Genomic DNA, 24212 nt, shown 5'->3' on the forward strand with positions numbered 1-24212 from the left:
GCGTCGATTGTCTCGCACCTCGGCTGCTGGGCAAGCACTTTGGATCAAGGGCAAGGGTTCATGCCGAGGCCAATGATCGGGCGCGTTCTGCCAAGCCGTAGGCCCCGATGCTTTGAAAAAGGGTGAGAGCTTGGAGGGTGTGGTGGTGGTGCTCGGGGTCGCTGGGGGGGAGATGGCGCGCGAGTTCGAAATGCGCTTTGGCGGTTTCGAAAGGGATGCGCATGCGTTCACCTTCGGTGATGGCGTGCTTCCACGCCTTGATGGCCTTGGCGTGGCGGCCGTGCAGCCAGTGCTGCATGGCTTGGCGTTGGACGGCCATGGGTGAGCCGATGGTGAAGACTTTGGCAAAGCCGCTCATGCGTGTGGTGGCCATGGCGGCGTGGCGAGCCCAGCGGCGCCACGAGGGACTACCGCGTGATGGTGCATCAAGTTCCCAAAAGCGCAGGATCAGTTCGGAAAAGGTATCGAGCCCATTCATGACGTGGTGGGCCGTGGGGGTGTGCGGCAGTGCGGCCAGCAGCGAGATGCCCTCATCGACCAAGGCGCGAGCGGCGGGTACTTGGCCGGCTTCAAAAAGACTCATGGCCAGCAGGCCGGTATCGGCGAGATAGGACACCGCCTCACCGCTGGCTTGGGCCAGCGTCACGCCTCGACGGGCCCATTCGATGCCTTCCTCATAGCGGCCTTGGCGGATGGCCAGCATGGCCAAGCCACCCGCACTCCAGCACTGGCCGAGCTGATCACCCACTTCCTCGGCCAAGCGTCGTACCAGGGTATAGAGCTGCGCCGAGCATTCGAAATCGCCCTGCAACTCGGCGGCGTTGGCCAAGATCGAGATCATCACCATGCGGGATTGGCGCTCACCGAGTTGCTGGAACGTCTGCGCGGCTTCGTTGCCGGTGCGTTCGCACAGTTCCCAGCGTGCTTGCACGAGGTAGGCCAAAGACAGGGGGACCATCGCCTCGGCATGCGCTAAGGGATGTTGCCGGCGAATATCGTCAGCACTTAGACAGCGGTTGGCATAGCGCTCCGCCAAGCTGTGGTGACCAATCACGGTGCTGAGGTACATCATCCCGCCCAAAGCCTCCAACCGTTCGGAGGTGTCGTTGGCATAGGACTCAAGCACGTTGAGGCGACGCACGATGGTGTACATCGTGTAGAACGGCTCTTGTATGAGGTGGTAGATGCGTCCGAGGGTCCCCAAGACCGCCGAAGCGTGGAGTGCTTGTTGGAGTTCTTCGCTAGGAGCCTGTCGCCGACGGTGGGGATACCACGAGCGCAACAAGGTTCGCGCCATTTCAAGACCGAGCACGATGCCGATGCGCCGCGAGCTGGGCAAGGTGTAGCCCAAGAGGTGAGCGGTGGTTTCCAGCTCATCGCGGGCTGTTTGGAGCTCACCCAAGTTGTAGCTGGACATCCCCACATGCATGTGCCAACGACTCAGGCTCTGCGGTTCAGCAGCGATGGGGTGATCAGAACCTTCCCCGAACCCTTGCCGGGTCAACATGATCAGGCGATGAAAGAGTTCTTGGGCTTCGCGGTAGGCACCGCAGCGCAGCGCATGGTTGCCGGCTTGCTCCAAGGCATGCAGCGCGCGCACGGGATCATGGGCTTGGGCCCAGTGATTGGCGATCCGCGCCAGCATCACGGCGTCATTGTTGGCATGCTGCTCGTACCACGCCCCAAGGGCTGCATGCAGCGTGCGACGGTGTTTGAACGGCAACAGGCTGTAGACCGCTTCGCGGACCAAGGCGTGACTGAACTGAAATTGAGTGGGCTCGCGGGTGCGTTCGATCAGCCCGCTTTGCACCAAAACGTTGAGGTCGTTTTGCTCGATGGGGCTGGCGTCGTGGGTGTCATGCGCGGTTTTCTGGGCCGTGACGATGACCCACAAAGCCGCCAGACTGAAGCTGTTGCCGACCACGCTGGCTGCTTTGAGCAAGCTCTGCTGGTGGGGATTCAGGCAGTCGATCCGTGAGACCACCGTCCCTTGAATGGTGTTGGGGATGGTGAAGTCGGCCAAGGCTTGGCGATCAAAACTCAGCACACCTGCCGAGCTTTTGACAATGCCCCGATCGACCAAGGTCGCGACGACTTCATGCACAAACAGGGGCAGACCTTGGGTCTTGTCGGCCACGGCGCGCAGCACCACTTCGGGGACGACCGCGATGTTCAGTTCGGCGGCGATGATGCTGCGCACGGCGATCTCGCCCAAGGGGGCCAAGCTGATCCGCAGGGTTTGTTCTGGGTGGGCTCCACTGAACAGCGCGGCATGCGGGTCGTCGGCGAGAAGATGACGGGCGCTGAAGATCAGCAGCAGGCCTGAGCAACGATGCACTGCGGCTTCAAGCACGCCCCAAGAAGCGGAGTCCAGCCAATTCAGGTCTTCGACGATCACCACCCGAATCACCCCGGTGTCGGTGGCGTTCAACAGCTGAATCAGCAGCTCCGTCATGGCCTCAATGCGTCCCCGGCCACTCATCTGTTCTTCGAGGTTCGACGGCAGAAGATCCAAATCGAGGAAGGTGCTGAGGAGGCTGATTCGCGCTTGATGTTCGGGCTCCTCCAACAAGGCTCGGACCCGCTCGTAGCGTTGGGCCGGCCCGGTGTCGCTGCTGAACCCCAAAAGGGTGTTGAAGATGCTGCGCAAGGGGCGATAGGCGGAGGCGTGATCCAAGGGATCGCTGGCTCCCATCGCCAGCATGCCCCCTCGGGCATGGACGGCTTGCGCAAAGGCGTGGCACAGATGTGATTTGCCAATGCCTGCGACACCTTCGATCAGCACGGCTCGGCTGAGTTCAGGCTCGTCCGTGATGGCTTGCAGGACATGCAGCAACTGCGCCAATTCTTCCTCGCGCCCGAGCATCACACGGGTATGGGCTCCGGTATGCAAGCCGACGCTGACCCGCTGGCCCAAGGACTCGAAGACCGTGACCTTGCCCAAGCCCTTCAGGGCTGTGTCGGTGTGCATGGCAAAGCCGATGGATGGGACAGCTCGGGCCGTGGCCTCGTCACAAAACACCCCCGAGTTCAGCATGCCATGGCTCGTCTGAGCCGTATGGTGGGCGAGCCGTGCCGCCATGTTGATCACCGAGCCGATCAAGGCGAATTCGGCCCGCGATGGGCTGCCACGCAGGCCAGCAAACACGCGTCCACTGGCCACACCGATTGCCGCCTCATCCCCTTGGTGGCTGAGAACGCTGGACAGGCCATGCGCGGAGCGCAGTGCGCGTTCGGCATCATCGGCATAGCTGCTGCCTGGAATCCCCCACGCCGCGATCATGACAAACGCGGCCTTGTCGTCCACCAAGCATTGCAAGATGCTGCCGCCGCTGGCGTAGACACTCCGCTGGACCGCTTCGGTGCAGCGCTGCAGGGCCTTCAGATGGCTGGGTGGCGACATGATGGCAAAGAGCACGGTGACCGAGCGCATTTCCGCCAGACTTTCCAAGGACTCGGTGTGTAGGCGCTGAACCACATGGCGGGGGATGAAGGGGGTTAACGCCTGCGTGGCGGGCTCGGGAGCCGGGGCTAGGGTGTGTTTGAGCGCCTGCGAAAGCGGTCCGAGTGGGTGGGTGAAGTGATGCAGCAGCACGCTGCCATCGGTGCGTATATCGCCGTGACTATCGGTGTGGATCAGTCGCCAGGCTTGCGGTGAAAGCACCACTTGGCCGGGGGGCAGGTGGTGAATCGTTGCGACTTGCTGCAAAGCTTCGCCCCCCAACACGGCTTCCCAGCGATCGCCGACCCCCCCGACGATGGCGGTGAACACCGGTCCTGCGCCAATGCCGATGCGTAGGCTCAGTGGGACGTGCAAGATCGCCGCCAAATCGGGGACCAAATCCTGCAAGCGTTGGGCGGTGGTGGTGGCGGCCAGCATGAGGTCACGCAGGCTTTGTGGGTCATGGCCCTTGCGCGCGGGCCACCAAGCGATCGTGGCATCACCGGCAAATTTGTAGACCTCACCCCCGCCTGCCTGAATGATCGAGACGAGGTGTTCGAAGCAGCCATTCAAAATGGTTTGCATCGCTTCGATGCCAGCTTGGCCTCGGCGCGCTTTTTCTTCCGTCAACGCGGTGAAGCCCGCCAAATCAGCAATCAGCACCACCCCAGATTGGGTGCCATCCCACGACGGTGCGAGCGCAGGCACCCGCTGAACATGGCTGCGGGCAAAGGCTGGAACGAAGCGATGCAAGGTCAAAGGCCTCGGGTGAGCGGGCGCATGTAAAAGGCTCACGGGTTTCCTCTCTTTCTCGGCTTATAACCTGCGCTTCCTGCTTTGCGCATCACTAAGATGGTGGTCTTCGCAAAGCTTGATGGATCGGAGTGGCGGGTGGACAACGTGTCGTCTTCTGGGTGGGTGCTGGGTTACGGCGGTCTCACTTGGGCGCTCATCCTGAGTTCTTTGGGGATGTTCGCCGCTTGTGCCTCCAGTGCCGTGCATGTGCTGGGCCGCAGTGCGGCGCTCAAATTTATCGCCATCGCCTTGGGCTTGGGTTGGTTTGCTGAACAGATGGGCTCGTCCTACGGCTGGTTTTTTGGCAGTTACGACTACACCGCCGTTCTCGGTCCTTGCCTCGGTGATGTGCCCATCGTGATCCCCCTGATGTGGTTCGCTCTGACCTACATCGCCTACCTGATGGCCAACCTGATCCTCTGGCATGCGCCGGTGGAGGCATCCACCGACCGGGTGAATGGGGCGCTGTCGTCGCTGCTGGCCGCCATGATCGTGACGGCCTACGATTTGGGCGCGGACCCTTATATGGTCTTCAAGCTCAAGGCGTGGATCATGACCAAGACCGATGGCGCGTGGTTTGGCGAAACGGTGCAAGGCTTTGTAGGCTGGATGCTGGTGAGCTTGGCCATCGTTGTTGTTTTTCGCGTGGCGGTGCCGACGGTGTCGATCCAGCCGGCTGGGGCTTGGCGGCCGCGCGATGTCTTGATCCCGGTGTGGATCTACGCCGGGCTGATGGCCTTCCAAGTGGTGGCGGGTTTCCCGGTGGAGACGCGCTCCATCGCGGTCTTTGCCATGGGCATGCCGCTGTTGTGTGCGCTGGCGGGTTGGCGTCAATGGTCGCTCAATCATCCGAGCCACCCATCCCTGTCCCACTAAAGCAGCGCTCGCGCTTGCGCCAACATTCCCAGCGCACCAAGGCGCTCGAAGATCAAGGAGGCTTGTTCGGCATGTTGGCGCTGCTCAGCACTCCCGCTGGGAAGATGCTGTGCCAAGGCCAAGTTCGCTTTGCCCGTTTCATAAGGGATCTGCGCTTGCTTGCCTGCTGTGATGGCTCGATGCCACGACACCCAAGCCTTGGCGTGGCGACCGTGCAGCCAGTGCTGCATGGCCCGGCGCTGCGCCGCCATGGGTTTGCCGATGGCGAAGGTGCGGGCGTAACCCCGCAGGCGGGAGGTCACCAGCTCAGCATCCCGCGCCCATTGCCGCCATGCCGGGCTGCCGGGTGGGGGCGATTCACGCTCCCAAAAGCGCAGCACCAGTTCGGAGAAGGTGTCCAAGCCGTTCAGAACATGGTGGGCGGTGGCAAAGACCGACAGTTTGGCGATCAGCTCCAGACCTTCATCGACCAGCAAGCGGGCGGCCGCCAGATCACCGGCTTCGAAAAGACTCAGGGCCAGCAGACCGATATCAGACAGGTATGAAGCGGCCTCACCGCTCGCCCGAGCCAAGGTGACGGCCAAACGCGCTTGCGCGATACCTTCGTCATAGCAGCCCTGTCGAATCGCCAGCATCGCCAAGCCCCCAGCAGCCCAGCATTGGCCGAGCTGATCGCCCACGGCGTCGGCCAACTCTTGCACCAGTCGGTACAGCCGCATGGAGCGCTCGAAGTCGCCGCGCAATTCGGCCGCATTGGCCAGCACCGAAACCATCACCATGCGCGGTTGGCGTTCGCCCAAGCGGTGGAAGATCTGTTCAGATTCACCCGCAAGGCGCTCACAGGGTTCCCAGCGGGCTTGGCCGAGGTAGGCCAAGGAAATGCTCATGGTGGCGTCGGCATAGGCCAGAGGGTTGTGCAAGCGCCGATTCACCTCCATGACGCGGGCCGCGTAGGCATCGGCCCAGCGATGTTGGCCGATCATGGTGGTGAGGTACATCATGCCGCTGAAGGCCACCATCTGTTCGGGGCTGGGTGGGCGGCGATCAAGCAGGTTGAAACGCCGCAACATCGAGTACATGGTGTAGCTCGGTCGTTGGGTCAGGTGATAGATCCGGCCCAACGTACTGAGCACCTCGGCCGTGCGGCGTGCATGGGTGTTTTGATCCAGGTCATCGGCATGCAAGGGGCTGCGCTTGCGCCAACCGCTGATCAACTGTCGGGCGCCAGCGCGCGCCACCTCCAAGGCCAGAGAGGGGTTGATCATGGGAGGACTGGGCAAGGCATGGCCCAGCAAGCGGGCCGTGGTTTCGAGCACGCTGCGGCCATGTTCCAGCTCCCCCATGTGGTAATTGGCCAAACCGAGGTTCAGATGCCAGCGGGCGAGAGCCTCGGTGCTGGTGGGCACCGGCTGGTGAGCGCCTTCCCCAAAGCCGTGCGCCGTGAGATGGATCAGTCGGTTGAACAGAGCTTGCGCTTCGCGGTTGGCCCCGGTGCGCAGCGCATGGGTGCCGGCTTGCTCCAAGGCATGCAGCGCACGCACCGAGTCGTGGGCTTGGGTCCAGTGGTTGGCGATGCGCGACAGCATCAACGGGTTGTCGCCCGCATGGCGCTCGTACCAAGCGCCCAGGGCGGCGTGCAGTCGGCGGCGGTAGCTGAAAGGCAGCAAGCTGTAGACCGCGTCGCGGACCAGCGCGTGGCTGAACTGGAAGTGATCTTTGTCGCCTGATTGTTCGATCAGGCCGCTTTCAATCAGCATGCCCAGATCCGCTTGGGTGTGGCCCGCATCCACGCTGCCTAGGGCGTCGAGGCTGAAATTGCGCCCGATCACGCTGGCGGCCTTGAGGGTGCTTTGTTGGTGAGGTGAGAGGTGGTCGATGCGCGAGATCACCACCCCTTGGATGGTGTCAGGGATGGTGAAGTGGGCCAGGGCGTGCGCATCAAAGCTCAGTGCCCCAGCGGTGTTCCGCACGATCCCACGGTCCACCAGCGCGGCCACCACCTGCCGCACAAACAGGGGTAGACCTTGGGTGGTGTCGGCCACGGCTCGCAGCACCGCCTCGGGAACATCGTTGACATTCAGTTCGGAGGCGATGATGTCCCGCACGGCCGACTCCCCCAACGGGCGCAGACGCAAGCGCATGGCGTCCGAGGTGTCGAACAGCGCGCCGTAGGGGGTGTCGTCCGCCAAAGGGCGTGAACTCAGCAACATGACCAACCCAGGGCAGCGGCGTACGGCGTGTTCCAGCACATCCCAAGAGGCTGAATCCAGCCAGTGCAGGTCTTCGAGCAACAGGACCCGTGCGACGCCGGCGTGCGTGGCTTGCAGCAGTTGCACCAGCAAATCGGTGGTGGCCTCAATGCGGCCCCGACCGCTCATCTGTTGTTCGATGGGCGAGGGCGGCAAGTCCAGATCCAAGACGGCAGCCAACAAGCTGGCCCGTTCGCGGCAGGCGGGGTCTTCGCCCAGAAGCATCAGCACGCGTTCTTGGCGTCGGCTGTGGAGGGGCTCATCTTCCAGTCCGAGTAAGGTGTCAAACACCCGGCGCAGCGGTTGGTAGGCCGCCGAGTCATCAAGCGGATCGCTGGCCCCACTGGCCAGCATCAGGCCTTGTTCGCGCACCGCTTTGGCAAAGGCGCTGCACAGATGGGATTTGCCGATGCCGGCCTCGCCCTCCACCAGCAGCGCCACACTGGTGTTGGGGTTGTTCACCACCCGTTCCAAGGCGTTCATCAGCAGGGTGCGTTCGGTCTCCCGTCCGATCAAGGCCCCGGCGTTGGAGAGATCCACCCGGCGCTGACCCAGCGAGGCGTAGATCGTGACCCAACCGATGCCCTTGAGCTGTGTGGGCGGCAAGGCCTTGAAGTCGATGGCCTGAACGGTGCGGGCGGTGGCTTCATCACAGCACACCCGTCCTTGCGCGGCTTGGGCCAAACGGGCCGACAGATTGACGACCGCGCCGATCAGGGCGAATTCCGCCCGCGAGCTGCCGCCGCCGCGTACTCCAGCAAAGATCCGGCCGCTGGCGACACCCACCGAGATGGTGTGTCCTTCGGCGGTTCGGCTGGCGAGCAGGGTGTGGGCTGCGCGCATTGCCCGTTCGGCATCATCGGGATAACTGCTGCCGGGGATGCCCCAAGCGGCCACGAGCACGAGGTGCACCTTGTCGTCCACAAGGCACTGCACCACGCTGCCCCCGGTGCTGTAGACGCTGCGTTGCATGGTTTGGACACACTGTTGCAAGTCGGCCAGATCGGTCGGCACTGGCGCGATGGCGAACAGCACACTGGCCGAGCGCAACTCGGCCAGCGGGTCATGCGGGTTGGCCAGCAGGCGCTGAAGCAGATGACGCGGCACGAAGGGCGCGAGTTGCGTGGTGCTGGGTTCCGGCGTGGCCGGATCCGGATAGATTGGGCGGGGCGGCGGCGGTGTCAGGCTGTGGATCACAAAGCCGTTGTGTTCACCCTGAGTGATCGGCTCGCCACCGCAATCTTGGCGCAGCAGCGCCCAAGCCTCTCGGGAGAGCGTGACTTGGCCCGAGGCCACGGTGGGGGTGTTGGCCACTTGGCGCAGCGCCTCGCCGCCCAGCAAGACTTCCCAACGGCCGGTTTCTCCGCCGACCGTCGCCGTGAACAAGCGGCCGGCACCGATGCCAATGCGCAGGCTCAGCGGCACACCCAGCGTGGTGGCGAGCTCAGGCACCAGCGCCTGGATGCGCAGGGCGGCGGCGGCGGAAGCCAAGGTCACATCATGCAAATCCGGTCCCGTGGCCGGCCACCATGCCAAAGTGGCGTCGCCGGCAAATTTGAAGACCTCGCCCCCGCTTTCTTCAATGATCGAGACGACGCGCTCGAAGCAGCTGGTCAAGATGAGTTGCATCTCTTCGATGCCTGCTTGCCCGGCGCGCGCCTTCAGTTCGGTCAAGGCCGTGAAGCCCGCAATGTCAGCAACAAACAAGGCCCCGCTGACGTTGCCATCCATTTCCGGTTGCAACATCGGCCCGAGCTGCGCCCGCCTGCGCGTGGATTGGGGGACAAATCGATGCAGTGTGTTTGGCTTCATGATGAAGCCGTCGCTTATACATGAGTCATAAGACGATGCACCATCCCCAGCTCAGGTCGCGCCCCAATAGCCCGGGGCGCTGTAGCTGTGTTTGAGAAAGTCGATCCACAGGCGCACGCGCAAGGCGAGGTGGCGGGCGTGGGGAAAGAGCGCGTGGATGCCGTTGGGCGGCGCGGCAAAGGGCTCCAGCACGCTGCGCAGGCGACCGGCGCTGATGTCGCCGGCCACTTCCCACGTGCTGCGCCAAGCGATGCCCAAACCTTCAAGGCACCACGCGTGCAGCACTTGGCCGTCGCTGCAATCGATGCGGCCGCTGGGGCGCAGGTATTGCACTTGGCCGTCGATGACGAAAGCCCAGCCGCGTGTTTGGCTGGCGTCGGAGGACAGGGTCAGGCAGTCATGGCGTGCCAAGTCGGACGGCTGCTGCGGCGTGCCCGCGCGGGCCAGATAGGCCGGGGTGGCGACGCACAGCCGGCGGTTGTCGGCCAGCCGCAGGCTCACCAAGCTGGAGTCTTGCAACTCGCCCACCCGCACGGCGCAGTCGAAGCCCTCGTTGACGATATCGACCACGCGGTCCGAGAGGTTCAGCGAGATCGACACCTCGGGGTGCAAGGCGAGGAACTTGGGCACCAAAGGGGCCACATGACGTCGCCCAAAACCCGCCGGGGCGGTGATGCGTAGATGGCCGCTGGCCTTGACACCGCCGGCGCTGACGCTGGCCTCGGCGTTGGCCAGATCGGCCAAGATGCGCTGCGCGTCTTCCAGAAAAGCCGCGCCTTCGTGCGTCAGGCTGATGCGCCGCGTGGTGCGCACCAGCAGTTTCACGCCCAAGCGCTCTTCAAGCGCGTCGATGCGCCGCCCGATCACCGCCGGGGCGATGCCTTCGGCTTGGGCGGCGGCGGTCAGGCTACCTTTGGTGGCAATGGCGACCAAGGTTTGAAGTTGCTTGAGGCGGTCCATGAGGCATCCACGCAGCCGGTCAACGGATTAACGGGTCCACACACCACACACCACGCGCCAAGGCCACGCCCAGCAGCGGAATGATCAGCATCAGATGCGCGCCGACCATGACGCGGCGGCGGACCTGTTGGATCTCGGCAGCGCCAGGCAGGCGTTGATCGTGCTGCCATTGCTTCAGCCAGAGATTCAGGCGTTGGTGGGTGGGGATGGCGCTGGCACCGAGCAACACCAACAGGCTCAGCTTGGCATGCAGCAGCGGTTGGCTCCAGTACCAATGTGCGCCCTTGAAACCCCAAAAGGCCCGGGCCAAACCGCTGAGCAACACCGCTGCCCAGCAGATCCAGAGGATGCGATCCACCCGCGCTAGGCGCTCGATCACGGCCCCGTTGAGCCACTCGGCCCGCAGCAGCGCGGCCTCGCTGGTGACAAACACCACCCAGCCAAGGATGCAAGCCACATGGAGATAAGCGAGCCAGACTTCGAGGTTCATCATGAGATTGCCAAGTCAGATTATGTTCAATAGAGTCATGAATGATTCGCTATTTTGAGTATCAATGTTTGATCAAGGTTGAAATACAGTCGTGGCCATGGAAAAAATCGCTGCTCGCTCTCTGTCTGTCTCCGGCCCTGCCGTGGGTGCTGCGCCCAAGGCGGTGCTGTTTGACGCCTACGGCACGCTGTTTGATGTCTACAGCGTGGCCTTGTTGGCTGAGCAGCTCTGCCCGGGGCGCGGCGAGGCGCTGGCGGTGTTGTGGCGTGACAAGCAGATCGAATACACCCGCCTTGTCACCATGAGCGCGCCCGGCGGTGAGCGCTACCGGCCGTTCTGGGAGCTGACCCGCGCGGCCCTGCGTTTTGCGGCCCTGCGTCTCCAGCTTGATCTGGGCCGCGACGGCGAAGACCGGCTGATGAATCAGTACCGGGCGCTCTCAGCCTTCCCCGAGGTGCGTGAGGTGCTCGAAGCCTTGAAGGCGCGCGGCATTCCAGCCGGTATCTTGAGCAACGGCGACCCGGCCATGCTGGGCGTGGCGGTTCGGAGCGCGGGCCTAGAAAACGTGCTTGAGCATGTCATCAGCGTCGAAGCGGTGCGCGCCTTCAAGACCGATCCGCGCGCCTACGCCCTGGGGCCGCAAACGCTGGGCTTGGCCGCCAAACAGATTCTTTTTGTCTCCAGCAACGGCTGGGACGCGCTCGGTGCGACGTGGTACGGCTACACCACCTTGTGGGTGAACCGTGCTGGCCTGCCGCCCGAGCAACTCGACACCCCCACCGGCACCCCCACCCGCACCGCCGCCAGTTTGCGCGAGGTGCTGGGTTTTTTCCCCACCACATCCTGACCCTTGAGGCGACCTGTATGAAAACCAAAGCTGTGCTTGGCCTTGACGACATCGACCGTATCTTGGCGGCTGCGCGCGCTGAAGCCCAAGCCAACCAGTGGGCCGTGAGCATCGCCGTGGTCGATGACGGCGGCCATCTGCTCGGCCAGATCCGCCTTGATGGCGCCGCACCGCTCAGCAGCTACATCGCCCCCGAAAAGGCCCGCACCTCGGCCTTGGGTCGGCGCGAGTCCAAGGTCTATGAAGACATGATCAACGGCGGGCGCACCTCGTTTTTGTCGGCACCGTTGCTGCAAGGCATGCTCGAAGGCGGCGTGCCGATCCTTATCGATGGCCAAGTCATCGGTGCGGTGGGGGTCTCGGGCGTCACGTCCGCGCAAGACGCCCAGATCGCCAAAGCCGGTATCGCCGCTTTGGGCTGATGTTTGTTTCGCTTCTTTTTTGATCCTTAACCTCTGAGTCTCTGAGTTGTTCAACATGACTGCACGCACTTCCATCCATGGCCTGCAAGTGGCCACCGAGCTGTTCCGTTTTATCGAAGACAAGGTGCTGCCCGGCACGGGCGTGACCAGCGCTGCTTTCTGGGCCGGCTTTGATCAGCTCGTGGCTGACTTGGCGCCGAAGAACGCCGCCTTGTTGGCCAAGCGGGATCAGATCCAGCTGCAAATGGATGCTTGGCACACCGCCCACCCCGGCCCGATCACCGACATGGCCGCTTACCAAGCGTTCCTGACCGAGATCGGCTACCTCGTGCCGGTGCCGAAGAGCGTGCAATCGACCACTTCGAACGTGGACGCCGAGCTGGCGCTGCAAGCCGGTCCGCAGCTGGTGGTGCCGATCCTGAACGCGCGCTACGCCCTGAACGCCGCCAACGCCCGTTGGGGTTCGCTCTACGACGCGCTCTACGGCACCGATGTGCTGCCTGAAACCGACGGCGCCGACAAGGGCCGGGGCTACAACCCGGTGCGCGGCGCCAAGGTCATCGCCTACGCCCGCCAAGTGCTCGACCAAGCGGCACCGCTGGCCACCGGCAGCCACGCTGAAGCCAGCGGCTACGCGGTGGTCGATGCCCAACTCGCGGTCACGTTGAAGGACGGCACGGTCACTGGCTTGCGCGACCACGGCGTTTTCGCCGGCTACCAAGGCGCGGCCAGCGCCCCGACCTCCGTGCTGCTGGTCCACAACGGCCTGCACCTCGACATCCAGATCGACCGCTCAACCACCATCGGCAAGAGTGACGCTGCTGGCGTGTCAGACGTGATCGTCGAAGCTGCGCTCTCGACCATCCTCGACCTGGAAGACTCGGTTGCGGCGGTGGACGCTGAAGACAAGGTGCTGGCCTACAGCAACTGGCTCGGCATTCAGCTCGGCACGTTGACCGAAGAAGTCGCCAAGGGCGGCAAGACCTTCACCCGTCGCCTGAACGCCGACCGCGTCTACCTCACGCCCGAAGGCAGCGGCGACGTGGTGCTGCATGGCCGCTCGCTGATGTTCGTGCGCAACGTCGGCCACCTGATGACCAACCCTGCGATCCTCTGGGGCGCTGAAGGGCGTGAGATTCCCGAAGGCATCCTCGATGCAGTGGTTACCACCACCATCGCGCTGCATGACCTGCAACGCCACGGTGCCGAGATCGGCGGCCGCCCAGTCTGCAACTCGCGCAAAGGTTCGGTCTACATCGTCAAGCCCAAGATGCACGGCCCGGAAGAAGTGGCTTTTGCGGGTGAGTTGTTCGGCCGCGTTGAGCAACTGCTCGGTCTGCCGGATTCGACCGTCAAGCTCGGCATCATGGACGAAGAGCGCCGCACCTCGGTCAACCTGAAAGCCTGTATCGCTGCGGCCGCCAGCCGCGTGGCCTTCATCAACACCGGCTTCTTGGATCGCACCGGCGACGAGATGCACACCGCCATGCACGCGGGCCCGATGATGCGCAAGGGCGATATCAAGAGCAGTGCCTGGATTGCCGCTTATGAGCGTCGCAACGTGCTGATCGGCTTGAGCTGCGGCCTGCGCGGTCGCGCCCAAATCGGCAAGGGCATGTGGGCCATGCCGGATCTGATGGCTGAAATGATCAAGCAAAAGATCGGTCACCCCAAAGCCGGTGCCAACACCGCCTGGGTGCCGAGCCCGACCGCTGCCACGCTGCACGCACTGCACTATCACCAAGTCAGCGTGGCTGAAGTGCAGCAGCAGATCGAAGCCAGCGGCGACGCCGACAACGCCGAGCTGACCGCGCAGTTGATGGCCAACCTGCTCACCATCCCGGTGGTGGCTGAAGCGACGTGGTCGGCTGAAGAGCGCCAGCAAGAAATCGACAACAACGCCCAAGGCATCTTGGGCTACGTGGTGCGCTGGGTCGATCAAGGCGTGGGCTGCTCGAAGGTGCCCGACATCAATGACATCGGCCTGATGGAAGACCGCGCCACGCTGCGCATCTCCAGCCAGCACATCTGCAACTGGCTGCTGCACGGCGTGGTCACTGAGGCCCAAGTGCGCGAAACCTTCGCCCGCATGGCCGCCAAGGTGGACGGCCAAAACGCCGGTGACGCGGCCTACAAGAGCCTGGTCGCCAACCCGAACGGTGCTGCGTATCAAGCTGCGCTGGATCTGGTCTTCAAGGGCAAGGAACAACCCAGCGGCTATACCGAACCGCTGCTGCACGCGTGGCGGCTGAAGGTGAAGGCTGGCGCGGCTTGATTGGCCGGGTTTTAGCGGTTTGATGAGCGGCACCTGCGGGTGCCGTTTTCAATTCTGAACGCACAAGACGAACGCCAGAAAGTGCCTATTTTTTAGGCAAAAGATAATGAAATGCGCACAGACTTCAGCAACTCAACTTGTCTTCAAACCGGGCAAATGACTTTGATTGCCGCAGACGCTGCGGATTCACCGTCCCGGTTTTCACCACCTTGACGGCATGAACATAGTCTTCATAGCGCAAGCCACGCGCCTCTTTGAAGTACTTCATCACCCTTGACTTGGGATTGACCACATCATCGGGGCGGCGCGTTCTCGGGGCGCTATAGGCGCGGGAGTCAGTCGAAAGGTAGGCCGACAGTTTGGTCTCATCGGCCAGCAGCCAGCTCTCCAGTTCCTGCTCCACGCACACCAGGTACACAGGCTGGCCCTGCAAGCCCGCTTTTGTCAGCGCATCCAGCAAGGTCTGCCGTTCTGCGGCGCGGCAGGGCTTTTCTTTCTTGTCGGGCCAGGCCGGGCGCAAGTCCCACACGATTAGCACCCGCTCACAACCCTCATCCAGCAGGCTCTTGGCCACGCTGGCAGCGCCTGCGAGCAACTTGAGCTTGTTGTCCATCGTGCGCGAGATCAGCTTCACGCCGGGCCGGAGCTGGCTGGCCAAGTATTCGCACACATGCTTGTCGGCCCCTTGCGGCCCGCACTCGAAAATAAAACCGATCATGCGTCCAACCCGGTCAAGTTGCCCATCGTGTACAGCCTGCCCGGTGCAAACTCTTGCGCCCAGCGCTGCAAATTGGCCTGATCTGCGGGTCTGGAAAAACGCGGATGCCCCTGCGCGTCGCGCTCCACCACCACCAAATGCTCCAGCTTGAGCAAATCGAGCAAATACGGCGAGTGTGTCGTGACGATGACCTGCGTCACGCCAGAGAGCACGGCATTGCGAATTTCTTCCACGATCAAATGCACGCTGCGCGGGTCCAGGCCATTCTCAATCTCCTCCACGACGATGAGCGGCGGCGGCTTGGGGTGGCGCAGCAAGGCCAGCAGCGCCAGCAGCCGCAGCGTGCCGGTGGACAGCAGCCAGCCGGGCACCTTGAAATTGGCCTCGGTCAATTGCAACCATGCCTTGCGCTCGATCTCAGACGAAGTGAGCGACGGTTGAATGTCTTTGGCATAGGGCAACACAAAACTCATGGTTTCCACAATGCCATCGAACGCGCGGGTGTCCTGCCGACGTAAGTCGAGCAAAAAATCCGCGACGTTGGACCCGTCATGCGCCAGGCGAACGCCACCGTCTGTGCGTTGCTGAGGCACGGGCAAGCCCATGCGTTCCGGAATCATGGTCAGAAACTGCCAGGACAGTACATGGCGGACTTGTTCGACGTATTCACCAAGAGCACCCGCCAGAATAGAGCGCCCCGCGCCATAAGTCTGAATCGCGCCGATCTGGTCCCGCTCCAACCATGTGCCATCGCCGCGCGAAAGCCGCTCTGCGGAAATCATCATTCGGTTGCCTGCGGGGTCGTTGTTCACGGCGAGTTCGATGCGGCGAGCCTTTCGCGGACTGTCTCCAATCGACAACTGGAACTGGATCGGGTTGACAGGCTCACCAAGGCGCTGCCGAACCTCCTGCCCTTTGTGGCGCGCATGCTCTATGCCCAGCCAGCGCTGCATGGCAATGTCCAGCCCATCACGCACGATGCTTTGGTAGGTCTCAAGCGCCTCGATCAGGCTCGACTTGCCCGCGCCATTGTTGCCAATGAAGGCTGTCAAAGGCCCCAGCTTCACTGTCTTGCTATCGACAATGGCTTTGAAGTTGCGCACACGCACGCTTTGCAGTCTCATGAAATCAATCCTTTCTGCACATCGCGCCATGCGTTAAGGGCGGCAATCTTGACCGGCTCGGCCACCAGCGGAAAGGTGCCCAGAATGTGGGCGAATTCGGCTTCGCTCAGGCCGTAGAGGTGGGCGACGAGGCCATCGAGTTCGGCGCGCAGGCGGGCGCGCTCAGTGGAGTCGGTGGCACCGTCCTGGTGGCTTTTCAGGCCTACGGCTTGGGCGAGGTCATCGAATTCGGGCGTGGTGCAGATGAGGCGGGCGGCGCGGTGGACGATGAGCCAAAAACGCGGATCACTGGCCGAAAGACGCGGAACGGGAAGGTTATAGACAAAGAAAAACGACACATGGGCCGTCACGCTCTGGCGAATGAACCAGTCCACGACATAGCTGTTGAAGACGCTGGTGACGTACAGGCGTTCGGCGGGTTCAAGGTAGGGCTTGCTCGAATGCCCTTGTTTGGTCACCACGTCCTCATACACCTGCTCCAGGCTCACCGTGTGCGGGCAAAAGCGCTTGGGCGGCAACACTGTGGCAATGACCGTCCGTTCATTCGTGCTGGCCGTAACATCCCTGAACGCCATGCGATAGCTGTCGTAGTTCAGTCGGATGCAGCCGGGGTCAGGCTCATCCCCCAGCTTTTCCAGTTCGCGCCGCACCGCCTTGATGCGCGACGACATCAACTCGGCGCGCGCCGCCTTCTCGTCCAACCAGTAGCGCGGCTTGGCAAAGTTGGCATCAAACTGGTGAAACTGCTTGCCTTCCCACAGCGGCAGCCGCCCCGGCCCCGGTTCGGTTTTGAACAAATGGCTGTCATTAGTCATATCAAATTCGCGCGTCAGCGACAAATTCCACGTCCCCTCAATCCGTTCGCCCAGCAACGGAAAGTGCAGCATCTTTTCGGCGATTAAAACGTCGGCTTCGGCTTTGAACTCCATCACCGAATGACTATCTGGCGACAGGCGCTTGATCAGTTCCACCGAGATGGCCACATAGTTAGCTTCAGTTTGGATGAAATTTGCCAAATCATCGGGCTTTACTGCTTCACGGGGATTGATTCGGAAAGTGGCCTGAAATTGCTTGGTGCTGCCACCTTTGCCAAACGTCAGAAAACAGAATTTTTGGGCGTGATGAACGCCTTCAAAAATGTATTTTTCATTTGACAAGGAAATCAATGATTCAACTGTGGCCTGATCAAAAAGCATTTTCCGCAAACCCGTTGCACCAAGGTCTGTATAAATACTGCTGGGAATCACAATCCCGCAATGCCCGCCCGGCCTGAGCAGGTGAAAACTGCGCTCGACAAACAGCTTGTACAAATTCACATCGCTGCCGGTTTTCTTGCCTCCCACCACTGCACTCTGGTGTTTGAACTCGGGCGCGGCGCGAAACCAGCCGCTCATGTGCGGAAACCGGCTTTCATACGCCAGCCACGCCGCCTGAACTTCGGGGTTTTGCAGCAGTTTAGCGCTTTCTTTTTCAAACTCCTTGATGGTCATTTTGTTTTTGCTGACCACGTCGGAGTATTCGGCAAAAAACTCTTTGGCCTGCGGTTTAAAAACTTCCCACGGCGGATTGGCAAGAATGATGTCAAAACCGCCCCGCCGCTGCATAATTTCGTCAAACACATAACCCCAGTGAAACGGCATCTGGGCGTCAATGTCCTTGCATTCAATCCGGCGTTTTTTGGGCTTGCCCAGGTCTTTTTTCTTGGCGTCCCACTGGGCTTCTTCGTACTTCACGCCCAGCGCTTCAAACTGGTCGCGCAGCAGTTCGTTCATCACGCCGCTAGCTTGTTTCATCTCCGCGTCTATCTTGTCGCGCAAGTCCCGCAGGTTCATGTCTTGGCCCACCACATCGGCAGCATGACGGTAGTCGTTTAGGTGGCGGTTTTTTTCAGCCAGCAATTCGCGGAACTGGGGCTTAAACAGGTCGTCCTGCTTACTATTGAACTCGTGCTCATCCACCCGCATCAAGCCCACCAGCGAATTGCCGGGCAGGATGTTGAAGTCGATGTTGGGCAAAGGCTCCAGATCCTCAACCCTGCGGACGCTAGACACCATCGACAAAAACAGGCGCAGCTTGGCGATTTCGCAAGCCTCTTCCATGATGTCCACGCCGTGCAAGTTGTCAGTGACGATGCGGCGCTTGATGTAGTAGCCCACGCTGGCATGGTTGTGCTGAATGCCGGTCAGCCAGTCTTTCAACTCTCTGCTCGCGCCCATTTCAGCGCGGCCCACCACCGCGTAATAGATGTTGATGAGGCACTTGAGCGCCGCCACCAGAAACGCACCCGATCCCACCGCCGGGTCCAGGATGGTGATGCTGGGCAGCACCTCGTTGACCAGCCGCAGCGCGGTGCGGGCGTCCATGCGGGCCAGCAGGTCGGGCACGGTGTCGAACTTGATTTCCTTGAGTCCCAGCTCGGGAATGGCGGGCTGATGCACCCGCTCCAGAATCATCTGGTGGATGCTGCGCTCGGCCAGATAGCCGGTGATTTCGGGCCGGGTGTAGTACGCACCAAAGGCTTTTTGGTTGATGTACTTCTCAAAGATGTAGCCCAGCACGTCGGGGTTGATCTCGTCCGCATCGCCGCCGGGCGTGTCGTCCAGATGCCAAGTGAAGCTGGCGAACAGGTCAAAAATGCCTTGGAACGCAGCGTCGGCCACGGTCAGCGTGGTGCCGACACGCGGCTGGCCCGTGGCATCCAGCTCCAGCTTGTGGTGCAGAAACAGGCCGCCGTTCAGGTAGGGGATCTGGCCCGTGAGCGCTTGGGCGGCAGGGCTGCGGTCGTCTTCGGGCTTGGCGAAGGCTTCAAAAAACAGCGCGTTAAGAAACTCGCCAAAGAACCGATTCGGCCCGCGCTGCTGGCTTTGCGCCAGCTTGGTGTGCAGGTAGTCGGCGTTGCCGCCGTCCAGAAAGAATTTCTTTTGCAAGAACCAGACGAACATCAGCCGGTTGAGCAGCACGCTGGCGTACCAGCGTTTATCGCGCTCGTTGTTTATGCCCTGGATGTGAGCCAGCAGCTCCAAGTGCTGCTGCTGGTAGGCGGTGAAGAATTTTTTGGTGGTCTTGTCCACGTCCAGCGCGGCCTGGATGCGGCGGGCCGCCTCCAGCACGGGCAGGCGGCCTGTGGCGTCCAACTCGGACAGCTCCACCACCATCGCTTGCAGCTTGGAGGCGAACAAGTCCACCGGCTGGCCGTGAAAGTATTCGTGGCGGCGGGCGGTTAGGCGAGGTTTGCCGGTCTCGGGGTGCTTATCGCGCTTGACCCAGTACCACTGACTCTGGCTGGCCTTGTCCTGCCGGTCGGTGAAGATCAGCAGGTTTTCCGCATGGCGGTGGGCGATGTGCTTCCAGACGCGCAGGCGCTGGGCCTCGTCAGGCCAGCCGCCATCGACCACGATCTGAAGAGCAACCACGCCGCCCAGTTCGGCCACCGTGCGGCGACTGAAGGCGGTTTCGCCAGCAGCGTCTGGCTGCCATTGGCCCTCGGCAGGCGCGCGATTCCAGCCGAGCACATCCACGAACAGGTGGACAAAATCGAAGGCGCGCAGGTGCTTTTCAAAGCTGGGGAAGTCAAGTTTGGCCATGAGTGTTGTATTTGGAATCGGTCATCAATTGCTTACTTCTAAGGCTGGCGTTCTCTACGCCACCAGTCCTAACGAGCACACCACACGCGGCTCGCGCAGCGTGGCGTCGTCTTCGGCATACGTCAGGCGGCCTTCTTCACGCAGCGACTTGACGGCTCCGGACAATTCTTCTTCATTGACCCCGCTACGCATCAGGCGGTTGAGCAGGTCGGCGGCGGTTTCCAGCAGCGGGCGCTGGTACATGTCGTCCAAAGCGCGCTCCAGCTCCTCATCGCGAAACAGCGTCTTCATTTGCTCGGCAGCATAAGGTTTGAGCCGCTCGTAGGCACGGCGGCGTGGGCTGCTGGGGCGGCCCAGGCCTCCGCCCACGGCTTTGTCTTGCACCACAGCGAGTTGCAGGCCGCCAGCGACCAGCTCGTGATGGTTGGGCAGCCGTGCCACGGCGGGTGTACCGGGCGCGCATTCGGCGGCGCGCAGCACGGCAAACTGCGATTCGGTGACGATTTTTCCGCTCGCGCCTATCCAAGCCAAATGGTCGTTGCCCTCGGGCGACTTGACATAGACCAGCGCCCCGCCTTGGGCTGCATCTGCACCCATCAGCGGAAAGCGCGCTTCATCCAATGCAAAGGCTTTGGCCGAATACACCACGGGCGGCAGTGACTCGACGGCGCGAGCCAGATCCGGGTTGTCCTGCGTGGCTTCTTTCCAGATTTGCCAGGCGTAGGAGGCCAAATCCACCTCGTCATCGTTGTCGTCCAGAATGCCCTGCTGCTCGGTGTAAAGGTTGCGGATGGTGTTCGCTTCTTCGTCGTCAAAGAATTCTTCGTCGGTGCCGACGACTTCGGCGTTTTCTTTCAGGCGCTGGCGGATGCGGGCGCGCAGTTGAATCAGGTTTTCCACACCGTCGGCGGGCAGGAATGAATAGCAAAAAATTTCTTCCGCCCGCTGGCCGATACGATCCACCCGGCCCGCCCGCTGGATCAGCCGGATGATGGCCCAAGGCAAATCGAAGTTCACCACCACGTTGCTGTCTTGCAGGTTCTGGCCTTCAGAGAGCACGTCGGTACAAATTAGCACGCGCACCTCGTCGGCTTTGGCGACGGTTTTGCTGTTGGACTTGGGTGAAAAGCGGCAGGCCAGCGCGTAGGGGTCTGCGCTCACGCCCGTGGCGACTTCGACGTGGGTCACGCCCGCCCGGCGCACTTCACGCGCCAGGTAGCGGGCGGTGTCGGCAAACTGGGTGAAGATCAGCACCTTGTCTTTGGCGTGGGTTTTGGTGATGAGTTGGCGCAGGGCCAGCAGTTTTTGGTCCTGCGCCGGTTCCCAGTGGCCTTGCGCGGCTAACAGCTCGCTCAGGGTTTGCGTGTCTTTTGCCAAGTTCGCCGCCAGTGAGGGCTTGAACAGGCCGGGACGTATCCACTTGAAGCGCTTTTTGTACTGGCCGGCGTATTGGGCATAAACCGCTTTGGCACGGGCCATATCGTCAGGGATAGCTTCGGTTTCCGGCGCAGCGTCCGACGCTGCTTCGACCATGCCATCAAGCAAGTCTTCGGGTTCGCCTTCCAGGCCATCGGCGTCTTCATCGACGCGCTCCAGATCAAGCAACCCGGCGTCCAGCACACCGATGGGCAAATCAAGGCCGTTTTCAATCGCGTAGAGGTAAATCTGGTTGCGCAGAATATGCCGGTCTATCGACTGCAAAAACGAGAAGCCGTTGGACTCCAGCCGCTTAAACAAGTTGGTGCGGCAAAAACCCATCAGCCGCTTGCCAGCGCGACCCAGGTTGCCAACGATTTTGCGTTCGGCAGGCGTGGCGGATTTTTCTGCCTGGGGTTCAACATACAAGCCCAGACCGTAACGCGGTACATGCAGCGCATTGATCTGATCCACCACCGCAGGCGAATACAGCCGGGCGTAGCGGTCAGCCGGGTCGGTATCGTTGACGGTGAACTGAAGCGAGACGGGTTTGCGCACCGGGAAATAACGCTTTTCATCGCCTTGGCCTGCGATGTAGCGCCGGCCCTGTTTGTCGGCCTGCGTGTAGTGCTGAATGATGAAGCTGCGGGTGCGGCGCACCATGTAGAGGCGAATCAGCTCGCGCCAGTCGTCGAACTCGTCGCTTTTTTCGATGGCGAGGATGGAGTTCACCCGGCACTGGTGCTTGCGTTCGAACTCGGCTTCGCTGATGCCCAGCTTACGCATGTGGTGCTCGGGGCGGATACCGATATTGGCTTTTTCGTCAATGAACAGGCGCAACTGGGACGACAAATCGGCCTTGCTTTTGTTGTACGGCGTGGCGGTGAGCAGGATGACTTTGGCGTCGCAGCTTTTGATGTAGTCGGCAATGGCTTTGTAGCGCCGCCCTTCGCGGTTGCGCAGGTTGTGGCTTTCGTCAATCAAGACTAGCCGGTAGCGTTTGAGGTCGGGCAGCTTTTTGATGACTTGCGACACCGGCAGCACCATGCCGCGCAAGCCGTATTCGGTTCGGTAACGCTCCCACATGGGTTCGAGATTTTTCGGGCAGATGATGAGGGTTTCATAACCCTGATCGTCCTCGAACATGCGCGCTAGCGCGGTGGCCATCATGGTTTTGCCCAGCCCCACCACGTCGCCAATCATCACGCCGCCCCGGCGGTGCAAATGCCGGGCAGCGATCTTTACGGCGCTTTTCTGGAACTCGAACAGTTCGCGCTCAAACCGTGCTGGCAGACGGAACTGGCTCAGACCGGCACGCGCTTCGGTGCTGAGGTGGTAGGCGATGTTGAGGTAGATGTTGTACGGCGGGATGGTCTCTTCCCGTGCCCAGCTGGTTTCGATGATCGTGACCAGATCCGCCGACACGTCCAGCGACCAACGGTCTCCCCAGCGGGCGTCAAACCACTCCGACAGTTTTTGTGTGCCTAAATGATCCAGTACATCCACGTTCAGCTCGCCGTGTTTGGAGAGCCCTGCAAGAGTGAGATTGCTGCTGCCCACGAATCCTGTGATGGGGTTGTTCACGTCGTCGCGGAACAGAAGATAAAGCTTGGCGTGCAGCGGGTACGGCAGAAACAACTTGACGACAACCTGTCCGGCACGTAACTGCTTTGCAAGACGACGTAGCCCGGCCTCATCCTTGCCTGACGGGATACCGAGCGTGATCTGTTCGCGCAGGTGTGCTGCAAACTGCGTCTTGAGGCGACTGGCGGTTGCGTTGTCGATCAAACCCTCTTCGTGGGCCTGTCGGTACAGTTCCCGGATTTCGTCCTGCGGCGGGCGTTGCATCCCAACTAGCACACGGCACACTTGGCCTGCAGCAGGATCCCATGAGGTCATCAGGTCATCGATGGCCTGCCACCCTCGCAGGTTCAGATACCCGACGCAGAAGTCGGCACGCTTGGAGACTTCAAGCGTCCCTCGCAATGCCTTGAGCAGTTCTTGCTGGATGTTGTCGAAGATGCGGGACATGGGCTAAGGTGCAGGCGGATTTGCACACCATTTTGCAGGTACCTGATCGTTCAAGACAGAACAGGCAAAAAATCTGGTGAAGATTCTTGGGACCAACTTATGCCCGACCTGATGGTCGAGATGCAGCAGCAGATCGAAGCCAGCGGCGACGCCGACAACGCCCAAGGCATCTTGGGCTACGTGGTGCGCTGGGTCGATCAAGGCGTGGGCTGCTCGAAGGTGCCCGACATCAACGACGTCGGCCTGATGGAAGACCGCGCCACGCTGCGCATCTCCAGCCAGCACATCTGCAACTGGTTGCTGCACGGCGTGGTGACTGAGGCCCAAGTGCGCGAAACCTTCGCCCGCATGGCCGCCAAGGTGGACGGCCAAAACGCAGGTGACGCCGCCTACAAGAGCTTGGTTGCCAACCCGAACGGCGCTGCGTATCAAGCTGCGCTGGATCTGGTCTTCAAGGGCCAGGTGCAGCCGAGCGGCTACACCGAGCCGCTGCTGCATGCTTGGCGGTTGAAGGTCAAGGCCGCTTGATCCATCAACGGCTCACCGCCACATGAAAAACGGCACCTGAGGGTGCCGTTTTTTTGAGCAGATGGGGCTCACACCCTTTCCGCCAGCAACTCTTTCAGCAGCGCATCGAGTTGGGCGTAGTCGGGTTCGCCGACGAAGCGTTTGATGATGTCGCCCTTCTTGTTTAGGACGAAGGTGGTGGGGGTGATCTGGACTTTGCCGAAGCCTTGGGCCAGCTCGCCACTGCGGTCGAAGGTGACGGGGTAGGGCAGTTGGCGGGCGCGGGTGAATTCGGTGATGTAGTCGAGTTTGTCGTAGCTCATGGCGACCGACAGGGCTTCAAGGCCTTGGGGGTGCAGGCGTTGGTAGGCCTCGACGAGGTGCGGGATTTCTTTGACGCAGGTGGTGCAGGTGGTGGCCCAGAAGTTGATCAGGACCACGTGGCCTTTCAAGGCGGCGGTGCTGTGCTGGCTGCCATCGAGCAAGGTGTAGTTGAGCGTCGGGGCGTGTTCGCGGTCACTGCACCCGGTCAGGGCGGCACTGACGAGGGCCAGAACGAAGGCGGTGATCAAGCCGGAACGGCGGAGCGGGTGGGCGAGCTTCATGGGCTGCACTTTACGTCAGGCATGGGTCCTACATGCCTAGCGGCGTGCGGATGCCTTAG

Annotated in this window: 14 protein-coding genes and 1 pseudogene; 6 read left to right on the top strand and 9 right to left on the bottom strand. The window is 61.7% G+C overall.

The window, feature by feature from the left end; all coding sequences use genetic code 11:
• Positions 1–58 precede the first annotated feature (58 nt).
• The gene (locus AB3X39_RS10320; protein WP_369417292.1) at positions 59–4237 is read right to left on the bottom strand and encodes an AAA family ATPase; all 4179 of its coding nucleotides are present in this window, start codon (positions 4235–4237) and stop codon (positions 59–61) included.
• Between the two features lie 57 nt (positions 4238–4294).
• On the opposite strand from AB3X39_RS10320, the gene AB3X39_RS10325 reads away from it, so the two are divergent.
• Entirely contained in the window at positions 4295–5113 is an 819-nt protein-coding gene (locus AB3X39_RS10325; RefSeq protein WP_369417293.1) for a carotenoid biosynthesis protein, read from the top strand.
• Here AB3X39_RS10325 and AB3X39_RS10330 read toward each other — a convergent pair.
• From AB3X39_RS10330 to AB3X39_RS10340, 3 genes are read right to left on the bottom strand one after another with little or no spacing between them, the layout of a single operon-like run.
• The gene (locus AB3X39_RS10330) at positions 5110–9174 is read right to left on the bottom strand and encodes an AAA family ATPase (protein ID WP_369417294.1); all 4065 of its coding nucleotides are present in this window, start codon (positions 9172–9174) and stop codon (positions 5110–5112) included. The genes AB3X39_RS10325 and AB3X39_RS10330 overlap by 4 nt on opposite strands.
• 51 nt (positions 9175–9225) lie before the next feature.
• Complete coding sequence (locus AB3X39_RS10335) at positions 9226–10134, bottom strand: LysR family transcriptional regulator (RefSeq protein WP_369417295.1); 909 nt, start codon at positions 10132–10134, stop codon at positions 9226–9228.
• 19 nt (positions 10135–10153) lie between these two features.
• Positions 10154–10624 carry a DUF2214 family protein gene (locus AB3X39_RS10340; RefSeq protein ID WP_369417296.1) on the bottom strand — a complete coding sequence of 157 codons (471 nt, stop codon included), beginning with the start codon at positions 10622–10624 and terminating at the stop codon, positions 10154–10156.
• A 97-nt stretch (positions 10625–10721) separates the two neighbouring features.
• On the opposite strand from AB3X39_RS10340, the gene AB3X39_RS10345 reads away from it, so the two are divergent.
• The 3 genes from AB3X39_RS10345 to AB3X39_RS10355 are packed head-to-tail and all read left to right on the top strand — an operon-like array spanning position 10722 to position 14168.
• Complete coding sequence (locus AB3X39_RS10345) at positions 10722–11471, top strand: haloacid dehalogenase type II (protein WP_369417297.1); 750 nt, start codon at positions 10722–10724, stop codon at positions 11469–11471.
• A 17-nt stretch (positions 11472–11488) separates the two neighbouring features.
• Entirely contained in the window at positions 11489–11893 is a 405-nt protein-coding gene (locus AB3X39_RS10350) for a heme-binding protein (protein WP_369417298.1), read from the top strand.
• A 55-nt stretch (positions 11894–11948) separates the two neighbouring features.
• Complete coding sequence (locus AB3X39_RS10355; protein ID WP_369417299.1) at positions 11949–14168, top strand: malate synthase G; 2220 nt, start codon at positions 11949–11951, stop codon at positions 14166–14168.
• 124 nt (positions 14169–14292) lie between these two features.
• On the opposite strand, the gene AB3X39_RS10360 is transcribed toward AB3X39_RS10355, so the two are convergent.
• From AB3X39_RS10360 to AB3X39_RS10370, 3 genes are read right to left on the bottom strand one after another with little or no spacing between them, the layout of a single operon-like run.
• Positions 14293–14886, bottom strand: a complete 594-nt coding sequence (locus AB3X39_RS10360) for a DUF4276 family protein (protein ID WP_369417300.1) — start codon at positions 14884–14886, stop codon at positions 14293–14295.
• Entirely contained in the window at positions 14883–16010 is a 1128-nt protein-coding gene (locus AB3X39_RS10365; RefSeq protein WP_369417301.1) for an AAA family ATPase, read from the bottom strand. The genes AB3X39_RS10360 and AB3X39_RS10365 overlap by 4 nt, the downstream gene beginning before the upstream one ends.
• Entirely contained in the window at positions 16007–19165 is a 3159-nt protein-coding gene (locus AB3X39_RS10370) for an Eco57I restriction-modification methylase domain-containing protein (protein WP_369417302.1), read from the bottom strand. The genes AB3X39_RS10365 and AB3X39_RS10370 overlap by 4 nt, the downstream gene beginning before the upstream one ends.
• 90 nt (positions 19166–19255) lie before the next feature.
• On the opposite strand from AB3X39_RS10370, the gene AB3X39_RS10375 reads away from it, so the two are divergent.
• Complete coding sequence (locus AB3X39_RS10375) at positions 19256–19636, top strand: hypothetical protein (RefSeq protein WP_369417303.1); 381 nt, start codon at positions 19256–19258, stop codon at positions 19634–19636.
• Positions 19637–19648: 12 nt separating this feature from the next.
• Here the strand turns inward: AB3X39_RS10375 and AB3X39_RS10380 are convergent, their stop codons facing one another.
• The gene (locus AB3X39_RS10380; protein ID WP_369417304.1) at positions 19649–23041 is read right to left on the bottom strand and encodes a helicase-related protein; all 3393 of its coding nucleotides are present in this window, start codon (positions 23039–23041) and stop codon (positions 19649–19651) included.
• 156 nt (positions 23042–23197) lie between these two features.
• Here AB3X39_RS10380 and AB3X39_RS10385 point away from each other — a divergent pair.
• Positions 23198–23569: pseudogene (locus AB3X39_RS10385) on the top strand (malate synthase G); the annotation flags it as partial.
• Positions 23570–23637: 68 nt separating this feature from the next.
• Here the strand turns inward: AB3X39_RS10385 and AB3X39_RS10390 are convergent.
• The gene (locus tag AB3X39_RS10390; protein WP_369417305.1) at positions 23638–24153 is read right to left on the bottom strand and encodes a TlpA family protein disulfide reductase; all 516 of its coding nucleotides are present in this window, start codon (positions 24151–24153) and stop codon (positions 23638–23640) included.
• Between the last annotated feature and the right edge of the window lie 59 nt (positions 24154–24212).

Origin of the sequence: Leptothrix ochracea, assembly GCF_041083635.1 — a bacterium.
Taxonomy (GTDB): domain Bacteria; phylum Pseudomonadota; class Gammaproteobacteria; order Burkholderiales; family Burkholderiaceae_C; genus Sphaerotilus; species Sphaerotilus ochraceus.